The 21863-nt window shown below is 65.1% G+C and carries 17 protein-coding genes and 1 riboswitch; of the genes, 9 read left to right on the top strand and 8 right to left on the bottom strand.

Annotated elements, in window-relative coordinates; all coding sequences use genetic code 11:
* Position 1 precedes the first annotated feature (1 nt).
* The 3 genes from BST27_RS01595 to BST27_RS01585 are packed head-to-tail and all read right to left on the bottom strand — an operon-like array spanning position 2 to position 4277.
* The gene (locus BST27_RS01595; RefSeq protein WP_069417752.1) at positions 2-1603 is read right to left on the bottom strand and encodes an AMP-binding protein; all 1602 of its coding nucleotides are present in this window, start codon (positions 1601-1603) and stop codon (positions 2-4) included.
* Positions 1596-2345, bottom strand: a complete 750-nt coding sequence (locus tag BST27_RS01590) for a GntR family transcriptional regulator (RefSeq protein ID WP_069417751.1) — start codon at positions 2343-2345, stop codon at positions 1596-1598. The genes BST27_RS01595 and BST27_RS01590 overlap by 8 nt, the downstream gene beginning before the upstream one ends.
* A gap of 12 nt (positions 2346-2357) precedes the next feature.
* The gene (locus BST27_RS01585; protein ID WP_083148364.1) at positions 2358-4277 is read right to left on the bottom strand and encodes an SMP-30/gluconolactonase/LRE family protein; all 1920 of its coding nucleotides are present in this window, start codon (positions 4275-4277) and stop codon (positions 2358-2360) included.
* Positions 4278-4416: 139 nt separating this feature from the next.
* On the opposite strand from BST27_RS01585, the gene BST27_RS01580 reads away from it, so the two are divergent.
* From BST27_RS01580 to BST27_RS01555, 6 genes are read left to right on the top strand one after another with little or no spacing between them, the layout of a single operon-like run.
* Positions 4417-5298 (top strand): SDR family NAD(P)-dependent oxidoreductase, encoded by an 882-nt coding sequence (locus BST27_RS01580; RefSeq protein ID WP_069417749.1) that lies wholly within the window; start codon positions 4417-4419, stop codon positions 5296-5298.
* The gene (locus BST27_RS01575) at positions 5295-6662 is read left to right on the top strand and encodes an aromatic ring-hydroxylating oxygenase subunit alpha (protein WP_079219873.1); all 1368 of its coding nucleotides are present in this window, start codon (positions 5295-5297) and stop codon (positions 6660-6662) included. The genes BST27_RS01580 and BST27_RS01575 overlap by 4 nt, the downstream gene beginning before the upstream one ends.
* Before the next feature lie 3 nt (positions 6663-6665).
* Positions 6666-7856: an LLM class flavin-dependent oxidoreductase gene (locus tag BST27_RS01570; RefSeq protein WP_069417747.1), complete on the top strand. Its 1191-nt coding sequence runs from the start codon at positions 6666-6668 to the stop codon at positions 7854-7856.
* Entirely contained in the window at positions 7853-9712 is a 1860-nt protein-coding gene (locus BST27_RS01565; RefSeq protein ID WP_069417746.1) for a flavin-containing monooxygenase, read from the top strand. Before BST27_RS01570 ends, BST27_RS01565 begins: the two co-directional genes overlap by 4 nt.
* Positions 9712-10647 (top strand): SDR family NAD(P)-dependent oxidoreductase, encoded by a 936-nt coding sequence (locus BST27_RS01560; protein ID WP_069417745.1) that lies wholly within the window; start codon positions 9712-9714, stop codon positions 10645-10647. The genes BST27_RS01565 and BST27_RS01560 overlap by 1 nt, the downstream gene beginning before the upstream one ends.
* Positions 10640-11800, top strand: a complete 1161-nt coding sequence (locus BST27_RS01555) for a CaiB/BaiF CoA transferase family protein (protein WP_069417744.1) — start codon at positions 10640-10642, stop codon at positions 11798-11800. Before BST27_RS01560 ends, BST27_RS01555 begins: the two co-directional genes overlap by 8 nt.
* Here the strand turns inward: BST27_RS01555 and BST27_RS01550 are convergent.
* Positions 11797-12429: a hypothetical protein gene (locus BST27_RS01550; protein ID WP_232007178.1), complete on the bottom strand. Its 633-nt coding sequence runs from the start codon at positions 12427-12429 to the stop codon at positions 11797-11799. The genes BST27_RS01555 and BST27_RS01550 overlap by 4 nt on opposite strands.
* Before the next feature lie 150 nt (positions 12430-12579).
* On the opposite strand from BST27_RS01550, the gene BST27_RS01545 reads away from it, so the two are divergent.
* Complete coding sequence (locus tag BST27_RS01545; RefSeq protein WP_232007177.1) at positions 12580-14646, top strand: acyltransferase family protein; 2067 nt, start codon at positions 12580-12582, stop codon at positions 14644-14646.
* A 24-nt stretch (positions 14647-14670) separates the two neighbouring features.
* Here BST27_RS01545 and BST27_RS01540 read toward each other — a convergent pair whose 3' ends face one another.
* Positions 14671-15330, bottom strand: coding sequence for an O-methyltransferase (locus BST27_RS01540; protein WP_069417742.1), 660 nt, complete (start codon positions 15328-15330; stop codon positions 14671-14673).
* A gap of 79 nt (positions 15331-15409) precedes the next feature.
* Positions 15410-15579, top strand: a riboswitch (M-box (ykoK) riboswitch).
* A 246-nt stretch (positions 15580-15825) separates the two neighbouring features.
* Here BST27_RS01540 and BST27_RS32265 point away from each other — a divergent pair.
* Both BST27_RS32265 and BST27_RS32260 read left to right on the top strand, forming a co-directional pair.
* Entirely contained in the window at positions 15826-15990 is a 165-nt protein-coding gene (locus BST27_RS32265) for a hypothetical protein (protein ID WP_170062259.1), read from the top strand.
* 21 nt (positions 15991-16011) lie between these two features.
* Positions 16012-16155 carry a hypothetical protein gene (locus tag BST27_RS32260; RefSeq protein ID WP_156789247.1) on the top strand — a complete coding sequence of 48 codons (144 nt, stop codon included), beginning with the start codon at positions 16012-16014 and terminating at the stop codon, positions 16153-16155.
* Positions 16156-16164: 9 nt separating this feature from the next.
* Here BST27_RS32260 and BST27_RS01535 read toward each other — a convergent pair whose 3' ends face one another.
* The 3 genes from BST27_RS01535 to BST27_RS01525 form a co-directional block, all read right to left on the bottom strand.
* Positions 16165-17103: an NADP-dependent oxidoreductase gene (locus tag BST27_RS01535; RefSeq protein WP_069417741.1), complete on the bottom strand. Its 939-nt coding sequence runs from the start codon at positions 17101-17103 to the stop codon at positions 16165-16167.
* 21 nt (positions 17104-17124) lie between these two features.
* Positions 17125-20658, bottom strand: a complete 3534-nt coding sequence (gene car / locus BST27_RS01530; protein WP_069417740.1) for a carboxylic acid reductase — start codon at positions 20656-20658, stop codon at positions 17125-17127.
* A gap of 208 nt (positions 20659-20866) precedes the next feature.
* Complete coding sequence (locus BST27_RS01525) at positions 20867-21622, bottom strand: L,D-transpeptidase (RefSeq protein ID WP_069417739.1); 756 nt, start codon at positions 21620-21622, stop codon at positions 20867-20869.
* Positions 21623-21863 lie beyond the last annotated feature (241 nt).

The raw sequence follows: 21863 nt of genomic DNA, 5'->3' as shown, positions 1-21863 counted from the left end.
GTCACCGCACCGCATTCATCAGCGCCGCCTTGATCTGGTGCTTCAAAATCTTTCCCGCGTCGTTCTTGGGTAGCACATCCCAGATGACCACTTGCTCAGGCACTTTGAACCGCGCCACCCCCGCTTGTTCCAAGAACGCCCGCAAGCTGGCCACATCGGGTGCGGGCTCGGTGTCGTTGGCGGCCACGACCACCGCGCAGGCCCGTTCGCCGGTGCGGTCATCGGGCACGCCGACGATGGCGATCTCGGCGATCCCGGGGTGGGCGGCCAACATGTCCTCGACTTCCTTGGGTGAGATGTTCTCGCCGTTGCGGATGATGATGTCTTTGGCCCGCCCGGTGACGACCAGGTATCCGTCGTCAACCCAACGTCCGAGGTCGCCGGTGCGGAAATAGCCGTCGGCATCGAACGATTCGCTTTCGTCGCCGCGGTGCTGGTAGCCGACGAGCATCTGCGGGCCCCTTACCCGAATCTCTTCGTCGACGACTTCGACCTCGGCTATCCCGACCCGACCGTCGGTGTCCGCGGCGTGCTCCGCATCATCCACCGAACCCACTGTTGTCACCGGCACTTCGGTTGAGCCGTACACGCGGGTGACGGCGGCGCGGTCGAAATACGCTGCAGCTCGGCGGATCAACGACGGTGACACGGACGCACCGCCGCAGATGAACAACTTGAGATCCGGCAAGCGGGTGTCGCTGCGTTGGGCGGCGGCAAGGAGTTGCTCCAAAAATGGTGTTGCCCCGGCCATATGGGTGCACCGGTGCCGCTGCATGAGCCGAACCGCCTCATCGCTGTTCCAGCGGTCCATGAGTACGGCCGTGGTGTCCAGCAGCAGCGGTGACTCGAAGGCGTAGATGGAACCGCCGATGTGGGCGATCGGCGAGGCAACCAGGAACACGTCACCAACTTCGACGCGCCAGTAGTCGCGGATCTGGCGAATCAACGCGTGGATCGAGTTATGGCTGTGCAGAACACCCTTCGGTCGGCCTGTGGTACCGGAGGTGTAGAGAATCATTCGCACGGCATCTGGATTCAGCGTCGGCAGCGGCCGACTGGTTTCACTTGACAGCGACTCGAACGGAAGCTGGCCGAGACCCGCGCTCCCGCGCACCACCACGACGTCCGGCGGTGACTCCAGCTGTGCCGTGACCCGGTCCAACATCGCGGTGTAGTCGTGGCCGCCGAAACCGGCAGGGACGAAAATCATGCGGCTGTCAGCGTCTTCGAGGATGAAGCGCAGTTCACGATCGCGCATGGACGGCAGGATCGGGTTGGCCACCATCCCGGCCAGCGTGGTGGCCAGATAGATGACCGCGGCCTCGTGCCAGTTGGGCAGCATGAACGAGACCACGCTGCTCGGGGGGATCCGTTGCTGCATCGCTTGAGCCAGCGTCGTCGCGCGCTCATAGAGGTCCCGACAGGGCACCTGCTGATCACCGTCGATCAACGCCACCCGTTCGGGTGTCCGCTGCGCGGCGTCACGCAGCGAATCGGCCAACGTGGTTCGAACCCACCAACCCTGTGCATAGGCTTGCGCGGCGCGGTGCTCGTCCCAACGGACCCACCGACCGCCGATCTGGCTTCGACGTGCGCTAGCCACGTACCCGTCGCATCGTCATGGAGTGCCGGAACCTGGCTGCGGGGTGGGTGTTGAGCGTGACCTGGGCGACCTGCCCGTCCGACGTCGAGTAGGTGCGCAGCACTTCCAGAGCCGGCGCCCCGACCTCCGCCTTGAGGCCCCGCGCCAGTTCCGGTGATATGAGAACAGCGGCGATTTCCTGATGAACCTCAACGATACTCAGCCCGAAGAGGTCTTCGATCAGCGGGAAGATGGGACCTTCGTGGCGCTGCAGCAGCCGGCCGACCGCCGCGAACGCACGGTTGATGTAGTACTCGGTACGGCATAACGCCGCCGCAGCCGGGTCGGCGTCATCTGCCCGCCGGTGACCACGAACGGACAACCACTGCTCGCCTACCGCCAGTCCGGTGCGGGTCGCTATGTCATCGTCGATGGTGACCATGGCGATGGAGTCGATCGCGAACCGCGTGCCGGTAGCGAAGGCCAGTAGGTCATTGATCGACATCACATGTTGCACATACGAATCCGACGAGGGGCGCGGCACCACCAGCGTCCCCGTCCGCGGCCGGGAGGACACCAAGTTGTCTTCCCGCAGGCGCCGCAATGCCTCACGAATGGTGTAGCGACTGACCGCAAAACGTTCGCACAGTTCGTGTTCGGTGGGCAGTTGCGATCCGACGGGATACACGCCGTCGACGATCTCCTTGCGCAAGGTGCGTGCCACCTGCAGGTAGCGGTGGTCGGCGACTTTGGCTTCGGACATCGTTGTCGCCCTTCACAAACCTCGGCGCAGTGCCAGCACGCTGCCGTCGCCGTCCGCCGAAACATATAGAGTGCCATCGGGTCCGACGGCGATGCCCGCGAATGGTCCCTGCGGCCCAGAGAACGGAGGCATGCCGCGCAGTGGTTTCGGAGTCACGCCGGGCGGGGGGCCCACCGGAAGATCGGCGGCGATCGTGTGCCGGGAGCCGTCAGCCAATCCGACTGCAACGACTTCCTTGGCCCCGGCGTCGACCACGTAGAGCGTGTTGTCGTGGACGACAATCCCTTGCGGCCGTTGCAGTCCCTCGATGACCGCGCCCGTGCCGTCTAGTTTGACCACCCGCCCGGCGCCGGACTCCGAAACCAGGCAGGCGCCGTCGGGGGCGATCGCCACGCCGACCGGTTCGTTCAGGCCCGAGGCCAACACATCCGCTTGACCGTGCGTGATCGACAGCACCCGTCCCGCCCCGAACTCGGCGACCAGCACGGCGCCCGACGGGGCGACGGCGATCCCATACAGTTGGTCAAAACCCGTTGCCAGGAAATCACTTTCGTTGGCCTCCGGCCGGTAGCGCGCCACCTCGCCATTCGAAGTGGTGACGATGAATTCGCCAGGGCCGGCTGCCGCGACACCTCGCAGGAAGCCCGGATACCCTGGGCTGAACAACATTCCGGCTGTCCGCAGCGTGCCGTGTCTGATGGCCGACGACCCGCTTCGCCCGGCTGCGCCGCGCTCGCGATCATCGGCGTGTCTGATGGCCGACGACCCGCTTCGCCCGGCTGCGCCGCGCTCGCGATCATCGGCGTGTCTGATGGCCGACGACCCGCTTCGCCCGGCTGCGCCGCGCTCGCGATCATCGGCGTGTCTGATGGCCGACGACCCGCTTCGCCCGGCTGCGCCGCGCTCGCGATCATCGGCGTGTCTGATGGCCGACGACCCGCTTCGCCCGGCTGCGCCGCGCTCGCGATCATCGGCGTGTCTGATGGCCGACGACCCGCTTCGCCCGGCTGCGCCGCGCTCGCGATCATCGGCGTGGCCTAATGCATAGAAGTACGTTCCGTCGGCAATATAGAGCAGCCCATCCGCGCCGACGGCAAGATCCAGTGGCCAGTTCAATCCGCCGGCCAACACCGTCTGCGACTCACCCTCGCCGAGGATCTCGGTGATCTCGCCGGTGAAGTTCGAGACGAACAGCCGCCGGCCAACGAAGGTCAGATTGTCCAGACCCGGATTCAGGCTGGCCAGCACGGTCCGGTCACCGCTGCGGGGATCGATGCGCAGCACCTGCCCGCTGTGCACCTGGGTCGAGACGAGGTAGCCTTCGGAGTCGAATTTCACCGCGTCGGGCACACCCAAATCACCCGCGACCCGTTCGGGTTCGCCCCCGTCGAGGTCAATGCGCCAAATCTCGTTGGCGCCCATGACCGGGAAATACAACAGACCGTCCGGTCCGACCTCCATCGCATTGGGCGAGGGGACATTCTCCAGCAGCACGCGGGGTGCACCGCCATTGAGGTCGAGTTCCAACAACCGCCCGCCCTCGCGGCACTCGCCGATGAACAATCGGCCGTGATGCACGGTGATCCCGTTGGCGCTTGGCACGTCGTCACGGAGTACCCGGCTACGGCCGGCGGCGTCCCGCACGCTGACGCGCCCGTCCATGACTTCGGTCGCGTACAGGTTTCCGTCGGGGTCGAAGGCCACGTCGTCGGGAGCGATGATGTCGCCACCCTTGGCGCTGATCGTCTCCAACTTGCCGGTCACCACGTCGAGGGCGCTGATCTGGCTGCCGGTCACCTGAGCGATGTAGACGCGGCCGTCGGGACCGGTGCGCAGACCGTTCGCTCCGAACAGCCGACTGGGCGGGGTGAGCTGGGTCAGGGTCCAGCCCTCGGCAAGACGCGGTGACGTTGCGACCGGGTAGCGGGCCATCACGGCTCGGACGTTACAACCGATCCGTGGTCCAGACAATACTGAACAGCCGATACCCTTCCAGCCTTGACGTCCTGGCCTACCTAAGAGAATCATGCTCTCTGATGAGTGCACGTCATTATCTTGTCCGGACAAATCGATGTCGGTAGATCCGTTCCGGTTGGACGGACGCATCGTCGTAGTCGCGGGCGCGGGCGGCGGCGGCATCGGCACCACCGTGACTCGCCTGGTTGCGCAGGCGGGGGCGACGGTGGTCGCGGTGAGCCGTGGTCAGGACAATCTCGATCGGCATGTCGGCCCGCTGGTGGACGAGGGATTGGCGGTGGTGCCCGTCGCCGCCGACGCCTCCACCGACGAAGGCGTGAGTGCCACGTTGGCGGCGGTGCGTCGCGCCGACGGCGACCTGCATGGGCTGGTCAATGTGGCCGGGGGCGCGGACCCGTCGACGTGGATGCCGTCGACCCGGGTGACGCGCAGCGATTGGCGGGAGCTGTTCACCTGCAATCTCGAGACGATGTTCTTCATGAGCCAGGCCGTGGCCGCGGAACTGAAACGCCAACGGCGCCCGGGCTCCATCGTCTCCATCTCCTCGATCAGCGGCATGAACACCGCGCCCTTCCACATCGCCTACGGCACCGCCAAAGCCGCCATCGTCGCGGTGACCCGCACGATGGCGCTGGAACTGGCGTGCGACGAGGACGGCACCAGCATTCGGGTCAACGCCGTCGCGCCCGGGGTCACCGAGACGCCCGCCTCCCGCACCTACACCGACCACGATCCCGAGCGGGACCGCAAGGCGATCGCGATGGGACGGCGGGGACGTCCCGAGGAGGTGGCCGGCGCCATCCTCTTCCTGCTCTCGGACCTGTCCAGCTACATCACCGGACAGACCTTGTTGGTCGACGGCGGCCTGAACCTCAAGTGGGGGCACCTGGGTGCCGATAACACCTCGCTGTTCCTGAAGGACGAATCGTTTCGCGCCGCGATCAAGCGCTGGGACGAGAAGGGAGGAGAGACGTGACCGACACCAACGGGCAACTGTCGGGGCCTGTCTCGATCGGCGTTGAGGCCTACATCTCCGAGGACTACCTGCGCGCAGAACGCGACAAGTTGTGGCGCAAGGTGTGGCAACAGGTCGGGCGTGTCGAGGACCTGCCGAAGGTGGGCAGCTACCTCACCTACGACATCCTGGACGACTCGATCCTGGTGGTACGCACCGGGGAGAACACTTTCAAGGCCCACCACAACGTCTGCGTGCACCGCGGCCGCCGGCTGGTGGATACCCCGTCAGGGGCCAAAAGTGCTTGCGGACACAAGAAGTCATTCGTCTGCGGGTTTCACGGCTGGACCTACGACCAGGACGGCAACTGCATCCACATTCCCGAGAAGCAGGATTGGCAGGGTGCGCTGACAGCCGACAACACCCGTCTGGCGTCGGTCCACGTCGACACCTGGGGTGGTTGGATCTGGATCAACATGGACCCCGACGCCGAGCCGCTGCGGGACTACCTTGAGCCCGCGGCCACCATGCTCGATCCGTTCGGACTGCAGAACATGCGCTGCAAGTGGCGGAAATGGCTGCATTTCCAGTGCAACTGGAAGGTGGCGATGGAGGCCTTCAACGAGACCTACCATGTCGCCACCACGCATCCCCAGTTCAACAAGTTCGGCAATTTCCGCGGCTGGGCCGCCGTGCAGGGTAAGCACAGCAACATCGGCTACGACGCGCCAGAAGACCTATCGGAGACCAAGTCGAAGATCCGGCTCGGCACCGGTGCGGACCCCCGCGTCTCAACCGCTGAAATGCAGCTCTACACACTGGAAGAAACCAATGCGACCACCACCAAGACGCTGGTGGACGCGGCGCAACGACTGGTCGACGAGTTGCCCGCGGACGCGCCGGCGGACAAAGTGCTCAGCCATTGGCTCAACTCGGCGCGACGTGACGACGCCGCCCGGGGAGTGATCTGGCCGACCATCGATCCCGAACACCTGGCCAAGAGCGGCACGGCCTGGCAGATCTTTCCGAACTTCCAGATCGGGCAGGGCCTTACCACCGCCCTGTGCTACAGCGCTCGCCCGCACGGTTACGATCCCGACCAGTGCATCTTCGAAGCATCCTGCTACGAGCTCTACCCGAAAGGCGAAGAGCCGGAAACCGAGTGGGTGTACGCTCCGCCGGATGACCCGAGCTGGCGCACCGTACTGCCGCAGGACTTCTCCAACATGGCCGCAGTTCAACAAGGCATGAAGTCGCTGGGCTTCCGCGGCCCCAGGCCCAACCCCTACATGGAACGCAGCACCGCCAATCTGCATCGAAATCTGGCCAAATACATGGGCACCGGCGCACCGACCGAGCTGACCCGTCACCGGAAAGAGGGCTGAGCAATGAAAGTCAATCTCGGATTCGGCGCGCACAACTCCCGCGACTGGGACCGCGTGCTTGCCGAAGATTTCAGTAGTCCGCCCGCGACCCCCGACTGGGAATGTGTGCAGGGCACGCTCGCGATTGCCGACCTGGCCGAACCGCTGGGGTTTGACGGCATTTGGATGCCCGAGCACTGTGGAACACCATATGGCATGACCCCCAACCCGATTCAGGCGTTGAGCTACTTCGCCGGGCGCACCGAACGGGTGAGTCTTGGCACGTTCGTCGCCGTCGCGCCCTGGTGGCACCCCATCCGGTTGGCGCACCAGATCGCCTACCTCGACATCATCTCCAACGGACGTTACGACACCATCGGGATCGGGCGCGGCGTGTCGAAGGGCGAGTTCGACGCCGTCGGGGTGCCTCGCGAGGAAAGCCGGCAGCGCTTCAACGAGACCCTGGACATCCTCCAGCTGGCCTTCTCGGGAGAGCGGTTCGCCTACGAGGGCGAGATCTTCAAGGTGCCGGAGATGTCGCTGCGGCCCGAACCGAAGAGTCGAGACCTGTTCTCCCGCATCTACTCTTCATCATCGACCGCGGAGTCGCTGGAGATCCTCGCCCGCCGCGGCATGGTGCCGCTGTTCGTCGGCAACAAACCCATCGAGGACGCCGGCCGAGAAGTGCAGAAGGTCAACACCTTCCGCCAGGAGGAAGGCCTGCCGCCGTGCCAGCCCAAGAACGTGATGTTCATGTATTGCTCGGCTGACCCCGAAGATGCGGCCAAGTCCGAGGAATGGATCTGGACCGCGAACCGGGATGTCACCGTGCACTACGGATTCGCCGACGCGTCGAACTTCCGGGGCGTGAAGGGATATGAGGCCTATGCGGCGCGCGAGGCCACGGCGACGGCGGTGCTCGCATCCTCGGTCACCGGCCCGCAAGATGGACCCGCAAAAGGCCCCTCAAAAACACCCGGCTATCACGCTTCCAACCTGCTGATCGGCACACCGGAGGAGATCTTCAACCGAATCAAGGCGGCGCAGGAGGCTTGCTCGTTCTGTGAGCTGACCATCGTCCCGCAGTTCGGCACCATGCCGTTCGACGAGGCGACGGCGAGCACGAAGCTGTTCGCCAAGGAGGTACTGCCCGCGGTCCAGGAGATGGCCGCGCCGCTGCACCGCGCCGCACTACCGGAGAACGCACTGGCATGACCGGCTTTACTTCTGATTGCCAACCGACGACGACGCCGGAGGACATCGACCTGCCCGCCCTGCGGGAGAAGTACCGGCAGGAACGCGAAAAGCGGTTGCGTCCGGAAGGTTCCAAGCAGTACATCGAACTTGTCGAAGAGTTCGCGGACTTTTACGAAACCGACCCGCGCACGCCGCCCTTGGTCAGGGACCCGATCTCGGCGGACGTCGACGTCGTCGTATTGGGCGGTGGCTTCGGCGGCCTGTTGTGTGCGGCTCATTTGAAGAAGGCCGGCGTCGAGGACGTCCGAATCATCGAGCTAGGCGGCGACTTCGGCGGGGTGTGGTACTGGAACCGTTATCCCGGACTGCAGTGCGACAACGAATCCTACTGCTACATACCGCTACTGGAAGAGCTCAACTACATCCCGAGCAAGAAGTTCGCCGACGGCACCGAAATCTACGAACATTGCCGGCGGATCGGAAAGCACTACGGCCTCTACGATTCCGCCATCTTCTCAACCCAGGTACGGGCGCTGAACTGGGACGAGGAGCTCAAGCGGTGGCGGGTCGGCACCAATCGGGACGACGACATTCGGGCCCGGTTCGTGGTGATGGCCTCGGGCCCGTTCCACAGACCGAAGCTGCCGGGTATCCCGGGCATCAAGAATTTCAAAGGACACAGCTTTCATTCGTCGCGCTGGGACTACGAGTACACCGGAGGAGACAGCAACGGCGGGCTGCACAAGCTTGCCGACAAGCGCGTCGCCGTGGTGGGCACCGGGGCGAGCGCCGTGCAGATCGTGCCGTTCCTGGGCCGGGATGCCAAGCACCTCTACGTATTCCAGCGCACCCCCTCGTCTGTCGGCCCGCGCAACAACAGGCCGACGGATCCCGAGTGGGTCAAAACGCTGAAGCCGGGCTGGCAGAAGGAGCGGCAACGCAACTTCCATTCCTGGACCTTCGAAGGAATGGCGCCGGGCCAGCCCGATTACGTGTGTGACTTCTGGACTGAACTCGGCCGCAACACCGCGGCCCGGGTGCTTGAGCTGGACGATCCCGCATCGATGACCCCCGAGCAGTTCATGGCCATCAACGAGGAAGAAGACTACAAGTTGATGGAGCGGTTGCGGCGCCGCATCGAGAGCATCGTGGATGACCCCGAGACCGCCGAGGCGCTCAAGCCCTACTACCGGTTCCTGTGCAAGAGGCCGTGTACCAACGACGAATACCTGCAGACCTTCAACCGGCCCAACGTGACGTTGGTGGATGTGTCGTCAACCAGGGGCGTCGAACGGGCCACCGAAAAAGGCTTGGTAGCCAACGGCATTGAGTACGAGGTGGATTGCATCATCTACGCCAGCGGGTTCGAGATCACGACGGAGATCAGCCGCCGCTACTCCATCGACACGATCGAAGGACGCAACGGCGTGTCGCTGTTCGACCATTGGCGCGACGGCTACAAGACACTGCACGGGTTCACCACCCGCGGGTTCCCCAACCAGTTCTTCACCGGTTTCACCCAGGTGGGCATATCCGCGAACATCGCCGCCAACTACGAACTGCAGGGCGAGCACATTGCCTACATCATCGCCGAAGCCCTGGCGCGGGGAGCGACGACGGTGGAGCCAGCCCAAGAGGCCCAAGACAATTGGTGTCAGACCATCCGGGAGACCGCGATCGACAACTCCGCATTCGACCTGGAATGCACGCCGGGTTATTACAACAATGAGGGCGGCGGCAAGGGGACTGCCGACGGCGAGGGCATCCGTTCGCACCTCGGCGAACCCTACGGACCCGGCTTCTACGCCTTCGGCGACCTGCTGGCCGAGTGGCGCGCCAAGGGTGATCTCGCCGGGCTCGATCTGGAAACGTGATGGGCGAGTTGAGATTCGACAATCGCGTCGCCGTGGTGACCGGCGCCGGGCGCGGTTTGGGCCGCGCCTACGCGTTGATGCTGGCGGCCAGGGGCGCCAAGGTCGTGGTCAACGACACCGGGGGCACGCTGACCGGTGACGGCACGGACCCGTCGCCGGCGCACAAGGTGGTGGACGAAATCGCCGCGTCCGGAGGGGAAGCGACCGCCTGCGTCGAGTCGGTGACGACGGCCGCGGGCGGCAGGGCGATCATCCAGACCGCCTTGGATCAGTACGGCCGCATCGACATCCTCATCCACAACGCCGGCAACGTGCGGCGCGCGTCGTTGAAGGAGATGAGCGACGAGGACTTCGATGCCGTCATCGACGTGCACCTGCGCGGCGCGTTCCACGTGGTGCGGCCCGCCTTCCCGGTCATGTGCGACGCCGGGTACGGCCGTATCGTGTTGACCTCCTCGATCGGCGGACTGTACGGCAATCACGGCGTGGCCAACTACGCGGCCGCCAAGGCGGGCCTGGTTGGGCTGTCCAACGTCGCCGCCCTCGAGGGGGCGGCGGACGGGGTCTTGTGCAACGTCATCGTCCCGTCCGCGGTGACCAGAATGGCTGATGGCCTGGACATTTCGGCCTACCCGCCGATGGGGACGGATCTGGTGGCGCCCGTGGTGGGCCTACTGGCTCATGAGTCCTGCCCGGTCAACGGCGAGATGCTGATCGCCATCGCGGGTCGGGTGGCCAGGGCGTTTGTCGCCGAAACGCCTGGCGTGCAGCGACGCTCGTGGTCAATTGAGAACGTCGCCGAACAGCTCTACGCGATCCGGGACCTGTCCGCGCCGCTGATCTTCCCCGTCGTCCCCAGCGGGCATGCCGAGCACATCCGGTATAGCTTCGACTCGGCAGCATGGGCGAACAGGGAGAGGGCGCAGCATGTCTAGGTCAGGGCCGCTGGCCGGTGTGCGCGTCGTCGATCTGACTGCGATGGTGATGGGACCGTACTGCACTCAGATCATGGCCGACATGGGCGCCGACGTGATCAAGATCGAACCCCCGCAGGGTGACGACACCCGGTACGTCTCGACCGGGCCCGTTCCCGGGATGAGCGGGGTGTTCGTCAACGTCAACCGTGGCAAGCGTGGTATCACCCTCGACCTGAAGTCGGAAGCCGGCCAGACCGCGATGCGTGCGCTGATCGAACGCGCGGACGTGTTCATCCACTCGATGCGGGCCAAGGCGATCGCCCGACTCGGCCTGAGCTACGCCGACGTCGCGGCGGTCAACCCGACCATCGTGTACACCAACTGCTACGGCTACGGGCGGCGCGGGCCGAACCGGGACCTACCGGCATATGACGACACGATCCAAGCGGCCTGTGGGCTGCCCTCGGTGCAGCAGCAACTGACCGGCGAGGCCGATTACGTCGGAACCATCCTGGCGGACAAGGTCGCCGGCCTGACCGCGCTGTATGCGACCACGATGGCACTTTTCCACCGGGAACGCACCGGCGAGGGGCAAGAGGTGGAAGTCGGCATGTTCGAGGCGATGGCGTCGTTCATGCTGGTCGAGCACATCAACGGGGCGATCTTCGAGCCACCGTTGGGGCCGGCGGTGTATCCGCGCGCGGTCGCACCCAACCGGCGGCCGTATCGCACCAAAGACGGTTACCTCGCGGCATTGGTCTACAACGACAGGCACTGGGCCGCGTTCATCGACGCCGTGCGACCGGCGTGGGCCAGCGACGTCTACGCGACGCTCGAGGGGCGGGCGCGTCACATCGACACCGTGTACGGGCTGCTGGCCGAGACGTTCGCCGAGCGCACCACGAACGAATGGTTGGATTTGCTGCGCGAACTGCAGATACCGGCATCGGCACTGTCCAGCCCCGCCGAGTTGCTGCACGATCCGCAACTCGAAGCCGTGGGATTCTTCGAGACCGTCGACAGCGCATACGGAACGGTTCGCTTTCCGGGCGTGCCGACCTGGTTTTCCCGCACGCCGGGCCGCGTCGGGGGGCCGGCCCCGGAGTTGGGTGCGCACACCGAAGAGGTGCTCGAGGAACTGGGCCTGAGCTCGGCGGAACAGGCTGGCTAGCCGAAGGGCCCGTCCCCGGCGAAGACCTGGTAGAAGTACGGCAGGTTGTCCGGCTCGCCGTAGTCGACGCGCTTGAAAGCCTTGTTGATGGGGTTGGCGTGGGCCTGCGTTTCCGGGTGGTAGACGGTGAGAACGCCCAGATGTTTGGCGAGGTCGGCAGGGGTGTTGACCCATTCGTAGCCGGCGTTGCGGACCAAGACCTCACCGATGTAGCAGCCGAAGATGAAAATCGATTCGGCCATGATGTCGGATCCGGCTTCGCGAAAGCCGTCCAGGATTCCATCCACTACCTGCAGTGAGGCGGGGCTGAAGTCGAGGTCGATACCGGCCACGGTTTGGGCGGCCTCGGTGGCAATCCTGGCCAGTTCGGAAGCGTTGGCCGGAGTGGGCGTCGCGGGCAGCAGCAGCGCGCGTCCGGTCCACGGCCGGCCAGCCTCAAATTCCGGCCCAACTTCGCCGATATCAAGCTCGGCCACAGGTTTTGCGGTGCCAGGTTCGTAGACGTCAGGTTCGGCGGTGTCAGGTTCGGATGCGCCCGGGTCGCTGTCGCCCTCTGCATCCGCGGGGGTTACCGGGGCAGTGAGTTCTTCGTCCGGGTCGGTCTTGCGTCGCCGGGAAAACCAACCCATGCAGGTCATTGTCGCCCCTCGCGTGTCCTGACCGAGATCTGGGGCTGCCGCCTCTAATATTTCTGAGGTCAAGCGGAGGAGCAGCGACGTATCGGCATCAACTACCGCGCCAGGCGAAAAGCTCGTGACGGCGCGTTAACAGCGAGCGCTGTGCCGGGCGGGACTCACCCCGCACCGGCGCATTCGGCTAAGCGCCGATGGGTTGCCCCTGTGCCGCGCGTCAAGCGTCGTGCCAATCTGGACCGTCCCGAACGTCAGAACGGCATTCCGGCGTTGGATGGCCTGCGCGCCATAGCGGTAGCGCTGGTGCTCATCGGACACGGCGGCATCCCAGGGGTGAGCGGCGGCTTCATCGGCGTCGACATCTTCTTCGTCCTCAGCGGATTCCTGATCACCTCGCTGTTGCTCGACGAGTTGGGCCGCAGCGGCCGCATCGACCTGACCGGATTCTGGATTCGACGTGCGCGCCGACTGCTGCCCGCGCTGGTTCTGATGGTGCTGGTGGTGGCAGCGGCGCGCGATTTGCTTCCCTACCAAGCCCTTACCGGATTGCGCAGCGACGCGCTCGCCGCATTCTTGTGGATTGCCAACTGGCGCTTCGTCGCTCAGCAGACCGACTACTTCACCCAGGGCGCACCGCCGTCGCCCCTGCAGCACACCTGGTCGCTGGGAGTGGAAGAGCAGTACTACTTCGTCTGGCCATTGCTGATGATCGCGGTGACTCTGGTGCTGGCGGCGCGTGCCCGACGCTACTTCGCCAAGACGACGGTCGGCCACGTCCGGTTCGCCATGTTCATCATCGCCGTGCTGGGCGCGATCGTTTCCGCGGCGGGCGCGATCATGTTCACCACCGAGGCCACCCGCGATCGAATCTATTTCGGTACCGACACCCGCGCGCAGGCGTTGCTGATCGGCGCCGCCGCATCGGCGCTGCTGGTTCGGGATTGGTCGGCGTTGAATCGCGGCTGGTGCCTGATCCGCACGCGCTGGGGCCGGCGGATTGCCCGACTGCTGCCGCTGGTCGGGTTGGCAGTGCTGGGACTGATCACCCACTACGCAACCGGGGACGCGGCCGAGTTCCGGCACGGCCTGCTGACGGTCGTGGCGGTGGCGGCCGTCCTGGTGGTGGCGCCGGTCGCGCTGGAGCAGCGCGGAGCGGTGGCCCGCGCCCTGAGCTGGGGCCCGTTGGTGTGGTTGGGCACCATCTCCTACGGCGTGTACCTGTGGCACTGGCCGATCTTTCTGGCGCTCAACGGAGAACGGACCGGATGGGAGGGTCCCCGCCTTTTCGCCCTCCGGTGTGCAGCGACGGTAGCGCTCGCCTACGTGTCGTATTGGGTGATCGAGCAGCCCATCCGTCGCTGGCGTCCGGAAGGGGTCCCGTTGCTGCCGCTGGCCGCGGCTACCGTCGCCAGCGCCGCCGCGGTGACGATGCTGGTAATCCCGGTCGGAACCGGGCCGGGGCTGCGTGAGGTCGGGCTGCCACCCGGGGTGAACGCGGTTGCCGCGGTGTCGCCGTCGCCGCCGGGTCAACCGACGCAGCCGCCCCGGCCGCGAGATCCCAACCAGCCATTCACCGTTTCGGTGTTCGGCGATTCCATCGGGTGGACCATGATGCACTTCCTGCCACCCACGCCCGGCTTCAGGTTCATCGACCACACCGTTATCGGCTGCAGCCTGGTGCGCGGCACGCCCTATCGCTACATCGGCCAAACCCTGGAACAACGGGCGGAATGCGACAACTGGCCCACTCGCTGGACGGCGCAGGTCAACCAGGACCAACCGGACGTCGCCTTGCTGGTCATCGGCCGGTGGGAGACCGTCGACCGAGTCAACGAAGGTAAGTGGACCCACATCGGCGAACCCACCTTCGACGCCTATCTCAACTTTGAATTGCAGCGCGCGCTGAACATCGTCGGCTCGACCGGTGTTCGGGTGATGGTCGCGACCGTGCCGTACAGCCGGGGCGGTGAAAGGCCGGACGGACGCCTGTATCCGGAAGATCAGCCCGAACGGGTCAACCAGTGGAACACCATGCTGCGCAACGCGGTTGCCCAGCATCCAAATGTCGGCATCATCGATCTGAACAAGAAGCTTTGCCCCGACGGCGTCTACACCGCCAAGGTCGACGGCATCAAGGTGCGTAGCGACGGCGTACACCTCACGCCGGAAGGCGTGAAATGGCTGATCCCGTGGCTCGAAGAATCGTTGCGCTAAGCCGTTGACTCCTCGGGCCGGTCGTTAACCGCCCACCCAGCAGCTGAGCTCCATGCTGTCGCTCTCCCGGGCGGGGAAGTTGAAGCTGACGTAGCCGTTGTCCGAGTCGCGCACGTAATCCAGGTAGGACCGGGTATCGGCTGCCTCGGCGTTGTCGGCGACGACCAGCGCGCCCGTCGACAACCGCGGCGTCAGCAACTCGATCACGGGAAGGTAGAGGTCTTTCCAGCCATCGAGCAGTACGAAATCGATCGGGCCACCGACGTCGGCCAAGGTAACCAGGGCGTCGCCCTCCAGGATGGTGATGACATCGGCCAGGCCGGTGTCGGAGAAGGTCCGCTTGGCGGCGGCGATCTTGGTTTCGCTGAGTTCGGTGGTCACCACCCGCCCGCTGCCGTTGTCACGAACCGCCGCCGCCAGATGGATGGCGGAGATGCCGAATGACATGCCGAACTCGACGATCGTTTGCGGACGGGTCGCGCGGACCAGGGCGTACAGCAGCCGGCCGGCTTCCGGCGTCACCGGGATGTAGAACTCGCTCATCGCCTCGGTGCGTTCCTGCACAGTCATCGGGCGGGCGAAGTCGTCACGCCGCGCGCGCAGCTGCGCCATCTGGTTCTCAGACTCGGCGTACATCCGGTCGAGCGCCGACGCGACCTTGGGGTCCTGCAGGGTATTGACCATAGGTCTGAGGGTAGGCCCGGACCGGGCGCACGCTGCGTGAGTTTGACTCAAACCGACGTTTGGGTGCAGCATGGAAAGGCAAACACCTCGGTAGGTGAGGCGTCTGCATGGACACAGGCCACTGACCCCGAACGTCGAGAGACGCCCCGGGTCAGGACAGCTCTTCCCGGCTTAAGGGTTGAGCCCAAGTGGCTTCCGAACTATCGGATACGCCGTGCAGTGCCGAAGCTCCGACGAGAGGGGTGTTCCGGCGGACGGTCCGCCGGGTTTTTTAGCGCCTCTTTCGTTCCGGTGATTGCGCTGACACCCGCGTGTGTCCTGGCTGCGAGGAGGTGAGGGCGAGATGTGTCCCGGCGATAGTCCCTATCCGCAATCCGTCTTTCCCCGATCCGGCTCCGGCATTTTCGGCATTCTCAGATCGGCCTGAACCCTTCTCGAGTTCTGCCGCACCAGCCGTCGTGCTCTAGCCGGTCGGACTCCCACAAGGAGAAGATCATGGCTTTCCTTCGTACACACCGCATTTCCCGTTTCCTGAAGATCGGCCGGCGGACACCGCTGACGCCGCAGGAGCGGACCAACCTCTATGTCTCGCGGATGCCGATTGCGGTGTTCACGGCTTCGTTGGGTGGCCACGCACCCGACGGGCGGTTTTCCGCGTGACCTCGCGGTAAGTCGACGACCTTGACATTCACCCCGCGATACGGCCGCTTGTCCGACACCGCCGGGCTCGACCCGGCGGTGTCGGATGTGGCTGTCTCGTATGCGGTGGTGTCGGATACGACGGCCTTGGTGATCGGCAAGGCCGTCCAGGCCGGACTTGCCTGACCGCCACGCTTATTTCTGCGGTAGCAGAACGATTTTGCCGTGCGTGTGTCGTTGCTCGAGTTCGGCGTAGGCGTCGGCCACTCGGTCGAGTGGATAGGTAGCGGCGATGTCGAAGTCGATCGCGCCAGAGGCGACCAAATCGGCGAGTTCGGCGAGCACTTCCGGCGTGGAGGCCTCGGCGCTGCCCTCGGTCTTGGCCCCGACCTCGGCGGCCTTCTCCATCGCGATGATCGTGTCTATCCGCTCGGGGGCCACCCCGAGATCCACCGCAAGCTGGACGTAGTCGGGACCGAAAAGATCGATGAAGGCATCGATTCCGTTGGGCGCCGCCTCCCGCAGCCGATCCGCCAACCCGTCTCCGTAGACGACAGGGGTCACGCCGTGGGCGCGCAGCCAGTCGGCATTGCCCGGCCCTGCAATGCCTAACACCCGAGCACCGTGCCGCGTCAGCAGCTGTACGACGATGCTGCCCACGCCGCCCGCCGCGGCCGACACGGCAACCGTCTCGCCGGGCTGAGGCGCGACCGCGCGCACCGCCGCATACGCCGTCGCTCCGACGACGTACAGCGAACCGGCCACCTCCCAGCTCAATTCGGGCGGCTTGCGGATCAGATTGCCCACCGGAACGGCCGTGTGGGTGGCGTGACTGGATCGTCGCAAGCTGAAGCCGAGGACCTCGTCGCCGACCGAGAACTGGGCGACGTCGGGACCTACGGATGTCACCACGCCGGCCAAGTCGCTGCCTTCGCCGGACGGGAACGTGGTGGGGAAGACCTGTTGGAGCAACCCGAGGCGGATGGCAGCTTCGCCGGGATTTATCCCGGCGGCGCGAACCTCGACCACCACTTCGTCAGGTCCCGGTAACGGCATTTCGATGTCGGCTATGTACAGCTCCTCGCGCCCTCCGAAGCGGTCGAACCGCACTGCGCGCGCTGTCGAAGGTGTCATATCAGAGTTGCTCCTCGGTTTCTAGACCAGCCCAAGCGACTGCAGATCGGCGACGTACTTGTCGATAAACGCGGCAGACAGATGCGGAATGTCTTTGTCTGGACCGATTTTCGCGTCCTGCACCGCAGCTCGGAAGACATCGGTCGGTGCGGATGCTCCGGGCAATGCCGGCTGCGGCTTGCGGTAGGCGTCGAGCAGAGGCAACACCGAATGCTGGCGTTGCTTTTCCGGCAATGCCCGCAGCGCTGTTTCGAAGCGCCCCAGCCATTCGTCGTAGTCATCGATGCGCTTGATGTCATGACCCGAATCCACCAACCAGTCGACGAAGGTGTCCAGGGACACGCCATCCTCGTGCGGATTCATCACGTCGTAGGAAACATACGTCGGTGTAGCGTCGGCCGTGCTGCGCGCGCCCAGCTTGGTGATCGCTTCGGCCACGAAATCGGCCGGCAGACCGGCATAGTGAGCCTTGCTGCGGCGGCCTTGGGCATCCGTCTCGTAGAAACTCGCCGGCGCTATGCCGGTCAGCAGCAGGCTGATCAGCAAGCGGGTGAACGCGTCTGGCACATTGAGCTGGCCGGCGTAGTGGCTGTGGGCCAGGATCATGTCGGATCGGAATACCGTGACTGGCAGTCCACACAGGTCGTGTGCCTCGCGCAACAACACCTCGCCGGCCCATTTGCTGTTGCCGTAGCCGTTCGCGTAGCCGTCGCCGACATAGCGAACCGCGCTGATGTCCCGAATGTCGCCGTCTTCTTCGAACGTGTTTGGGTTTACCGGCATCGCGACGGCCACGGTCGACAGATAGGTGACCGGCTTGATGCGGTCGGTGATCGCCAGGCGGATCACCTCGGCGGTACCAACCACGTTCGGTCCGAACAGCTGGTCGTAGGGCAGGACGTGGTTAACCAGTGCTGCCGAATGGACGATGATGTCTACGCTCCGTGCCAGGCGATCCCACGTCGGTTGGTCCAGGCCCAGATTGGGCGCACCGATGTCACCAGGGATCACTTCGAGGTGTCCGTCGGCCAGTGACTGGAATCGCTCGAACATCGCGCCGTCACCGCCGCGGAAGACGTCGTCGAGCCTGCTTCGTGCCGCGGCTGCATCAGAGCCGCGCACGATGGTGACGAGCGTTCCGCCGGTGTCGGCAAGCTGCTCCAACCAATCCAGCGTGAGGAAGCGGCCGAGGTAGCCGTTGGCCCCCGTCAGCAGCACGGTCCGAGGTCTGCCGGTCGGCGCCGGCAGCGACGGGGCCACGGCCAACGTCTTGGCATCGATGAACTTGTCCAGTGTCAGGTCCGCAGCGCGTACCTCTACCGCGCCGTGCCCGTGTACCGCAGCAAAGGTGGGCCGCTTCGTGCCCGATACGCGTTCGGCTTCAATGTATTCCGCAATGCTGCGCAGATCATTGGTGGGGCCGATGATCTGCGCCACGGGTACTTCGACGTCGAAGATGTCAGCCAACAAGTTTGAGAATGTCAAGGCGGACAACGAATCACCGCCGAGTTCGATGAAGTGTTCCTCGGGCGCGGGCGGGCCGCCGACCAGTCCCAGCAGCGCTTCGGCCGCCTCGGTCAACGTGTCGATCACCGGCCGCTCCCCCGCCTTTTGCCGTAGCGCACGCAATTCCGCCACCCGGCTGTCGGCGAGGTCGGTGTACAGCTGCTCGAGCCGTTCGCCGTAGCGTTCCTTGAGTTTCGGCCGCAGCAGTTTGCCGACCCCGGAGAGCAGACCGTTGTCCGAACTGAAGGGCTCGGTTTCGATCAGAAAGTCGGCGGGCAATTCATAGGACTGCAGTTCGGCGAGTTTCGCCGTGTTGCGCAGCGAATCACTCAGCTCCGCTTTGAGTCTGGCTAACCCGTCGTCACCGTCGCGCGCCGCGCGCTCCAGTGCCTCGGGTGTGGGCACCACGACCGCCAACAGGTAGGGGCGCTCGCTGTTGCCGTAGAGGAAGATCTGGCGCACCAGGGGCGCGCCGGCGAAGATCGCTTCCAGACGTGCGACCGCGACGAATTCGCCTTGTGCGAGCTTCAAGACGTTGTTGCGCCGGTCGACGTAAACGAGCCGATCCGGGCCGATCTCGGCCATGACGTCGCCGGTGCGGTAGTAGCCGTCGGAATCGAACGCACTGGCGGTGACGTCGGGACGCTTGTAGTACCCCGCCGTAGCCGTCTGCGACTTCACCAGCAGTTCGCCGCGCGGGTACGGCTTGTCGGTACGGAAGTAACCCAATTCGGGAACGTCGATGAGCTTGTAGTCGATCACCGGGGGCTTGCTCACCTTGCCGTCTTTGGTCACCATCCCCAATTCGGTGAGGCCGTAGCCGTCCATCACGTGGACCTGCAGGGACGATTCGATGAAGGTCTTCATCTCCGCGGCCAGGGGCGCGGTGCTGCTGAAGCTGGTGAGGACGCGCCCACCCAGGACCTGTTCGCGAATCTCGGCTTGCGCCTCTGCTTCAGCGGTTGTGCCTTCCCTGCCCTGATTGATCCTCCGCTCGACGCCGCTCTGGTAGCGCTGGTAGAGCATCTCGGCGACCCGGGGCACCAAGCCCATCTCAGTGGGGCGCACCAACTTCCAGTCGTCGAACAGCGTGGACAGATCGCTTTCCGGCACAAAGTAACTCGTGCCGCCGGCCTGGAACGCGCTGGAAAGGGGTATCCGCCCACCCAGGTGGTTGAGCGGCATGAAGTTGACGTTGATCACCGGCAGGTGCTCGGCCTCCGGCAGCAGCTCGGTGGTCCAGATCCTGGTCACCATCCGCTCGGAATACATTGCGCCCTTGGGCAATCCGGTGCTGCCCGACGTGTACATGATCATCGCGAGGCGCTGATCGGTGCCATCGGTGTACAGCGGCTCCGGCGGTAGCTCGCGGCCACGCTCGGTCGCCTCGGCCAGCGTTTCGACGGTCACCGACATACCCGCGGCGGCCAACCTGGCCTGGGCGCGCTGCACGGCCTCCCGCTGATCGTCGACCTCCGGGAGGTAGTCGAACACGACAAGGCGGCGCAATGAGGTGCTACCCAGCGCCGCCTCGACAGCCAAATCGAGGTACTCGGCACTTGCGGCAAGAATGTGCGGTTCGACCTCGGCGAGGATGGGTTGCAACCGTGACGCCGTGGTGTTGTGCTGCAGCGGCACGGACACCAGGCCGAGGTACCCGGCCACCAGGTCGAGGGTCAGGTAATCCGCACTGGCGAATCCGACGGTGGCGAGCACCTCACCGGGCGAAGCCGGGTTGACCGGGTCGTGCCGCAAGGCGGTCGCGATCGCCTGCACATTTGCCCACAGGTCGCGGTAGGTGATGGTCTCGAAGCGGTCCAGTAACTGGGCGGTGGTCCGGCCCGTCGCGGGGTCCGTCGTCAGGGAGCGCGCCCGCCACCCCAGGGCGGGCCGGTCGGCGTAGCCGCCGACCAGGGTCTGGATCACCTGGGGGAACCGTAGGCCGGGGGCGCGCGCTGCCCCGCGAACCGCGGCGTCCGGCGTGGCCTTTCGGAACTGCTCGTCGCTGGCGGTCAACCGGTCGATGCGTTGCTGATGGGAACCGGTCATGGCAGGACCTCTCGTGGGCTGGGGATACTAGCGGCAACCCACCAGAGGTGGTGCATCTTCCAGCCCGGCGGTGTGACCGTCACCACAGCCCGGACCTGCCGCGCTCCCGTGCGCTCTTGTGCGAGCGTGCGCAGCCGTACGAGCCGTGCGGCGTGTCGCTGTGCGGACACGCACGCTCGCGTAAAGGGAGAGTGCCGTAAAGGGGGAGTTAGGCGACGACCTCGATGGGGTCGCCGACGGTGACGGCGTTGAAGTACCACGCCGCGTTATCCGGGCTGAGGTTGATGCAGCCATGGCTGACGTTGGCGTAGCCCTGCGAGTTCACCGACCAGGGCGCGGAGTGCACGTACACACCGCTGGAGGTGACGCGTACCGCGTACGAGGCGGTGATCAAGTAGCCGTCAGACGAATTCAGCGGGATGCCGATGGTCCGCGAGTCCATCACTACGGTGCGTTCCTTGGACATCGCGTGGAAGCTGCCGATCGGTGTGGGCCGGCTGGGCTTACCCATCGACGCCGGCATGGTCTTGAGGATTTCCCCGTTGCGGCTGACGGTGAAGGTGTGCGCCGAGATGCTGGCCACGCCGAGTAGCTGGTCGCCGGTCTCGAAGCCTTCCGTCATTTCCTGCACCCCCACCGATACCCGGGTATGCGGCGGCCAGTAGTGGTCCGGAACGAACTGCACGACGTTGCCGTTGATCCACTCGTAGTGACCGGTGATGTTGCTGGGTGACTTGACGCGGATGGACCCCTCAGCGGCACGCCGGTTGGTCACCGGCGCCTGGAACGTCACCACCACCGGGTGGGCCACGCCGACGACCTCGCCGTTGGCCGGCAACACCGAAGCAACCCCAGGAAGGGACGTCGGTACGGGGACAGCGCCGGTGGCAGGACTGGCGAACCCTACAGCCGCGAAAGTCGAGATCGCGAGCATAACGAACAGATAACGAAACACTCGACGCATGGCAGCCGCCCTTCGCGATGGTGTGATCGACACAAGCGCATTCTAGGTGTTGTCTTGCCGTTGGGGGCCTTAGCAAACATTTTCACAGCTTCGTTGATCACGCTGACAACGGCGGATCGGCCGCGTGTAACGCGATGTCACGGCGCCACGTCGCGGTCGGGCAGAGACAGCCGTCCACAACCTTTCGGGCAATTTGCTGCCCAGCCGGGTAGCCTCAGCGAGATTGGTGTCGGAAGCCGGT

Source organism: Mycobacterium intermedium (assembly GCF_002086275.1).
Classification (GTDB): domain Bacteria; phylum Actinomycetota; class Actinomycetes; order Mycobacteriales; family Mycobacteriaceae; genus Mycobacterium; species Mycobacterium intermedium.
Note: the sequence above shows the minus strand (reverse complement) of the source record. Positions and strands in the feature narration are given on the sequence as shown.

Bases quoted from the DNA above. Each gene is read 5' to 3' on its own strand.
- BST27_RS01590 (WP_069417751.1), bottom strand. From the start codon at position 2,345: ATGTCCGAAGCCAAAGTCGCCGACCACCGCTACCTGCAGGTGGCACGC.
- BST27_RS01585 (WP_083148364.1), bottom strand. From the start codon at position 4,277: ATGGCCCGCTACCCGGTCGCAACGTCACCGCGTCTTGCCGAGGGCTGG.
- BST27_RS01580 (WP_069417749.1), top strand. From the start codon at position 4,417: ATGTCGGTAGATCCGTTCCGGTTGGACGGACGCATCGTCGTAGTCGCG.
- BST27_RS01570 (WP_069417747.1), top strand. From the start codon at position 6,666: ATGAAAGTCAATCTCGGATTCGGCGCGCACAACTCCCGCGACTGGGAC.
- BST27_RS01565 (WP_069417746.1), top strand. From the start codon at position 7,853: ATGACCGGCTTTACTTCTGATTGCCAACCGACGACGACGCCGGAGGAC.
- BST27_RS01560 (WP_069417745.1), top strand. From the start codon at position 9,712: ATGGGCGAGTTGAGATTCGACAATCGCGTCGCCGTGGTGACCGGCGCC.
- BST27_RS01555 (WP_069417744.1), top strand. From the start codon at position 10,640: ATGTCTAGGTCAGGGCCGCTGGCCGGTGTGCGCGTCGTCGATCTGACT.
- BST27_RS01550 (WP_232007178.1), bottom strand. From the start codon at position 12,429: ATGGGTTGGTTTTCCCGGCGACGCAAGACCGACCCGGACGAAGAACTC.
- BST27_RS01540 (WP_069417742.1), bottom strand. From the start codon at position 15,330: ATGGTCAATACCCTGCAGGACCCCAAGGTCGCGTCGGCGCTCGACCGG.
- BST27_RS32265 (WP_170062259.1), top strand. From the start codon at position 15,826: ATGGCTTTCCTTCGTACACACCGCATTTCCCGTTTCCTGAAGATCGGC.
- BST27_RS01535 (WP_069417741.1), bottom strand. From the start codon at position 17,103: ATGACACCTTCGACAGCGCGCGCAGTGCGGTTCGACCGCTTCGGAGGG.
- car (WP_069417740.1), bottom strand. From the start codon at position 20,658: ATGACCGGTTCCCATCAGCAACGCATCGACCGGTTGACCGCCAGCGAC.
- BST27_RS01525 (WP_069417739.1), bottom strand. From the start codon at position 21,622: ATGCGTCGAGTGTTTCGTTATCTGTTCGTTATGCTCGCGATCTCGACT.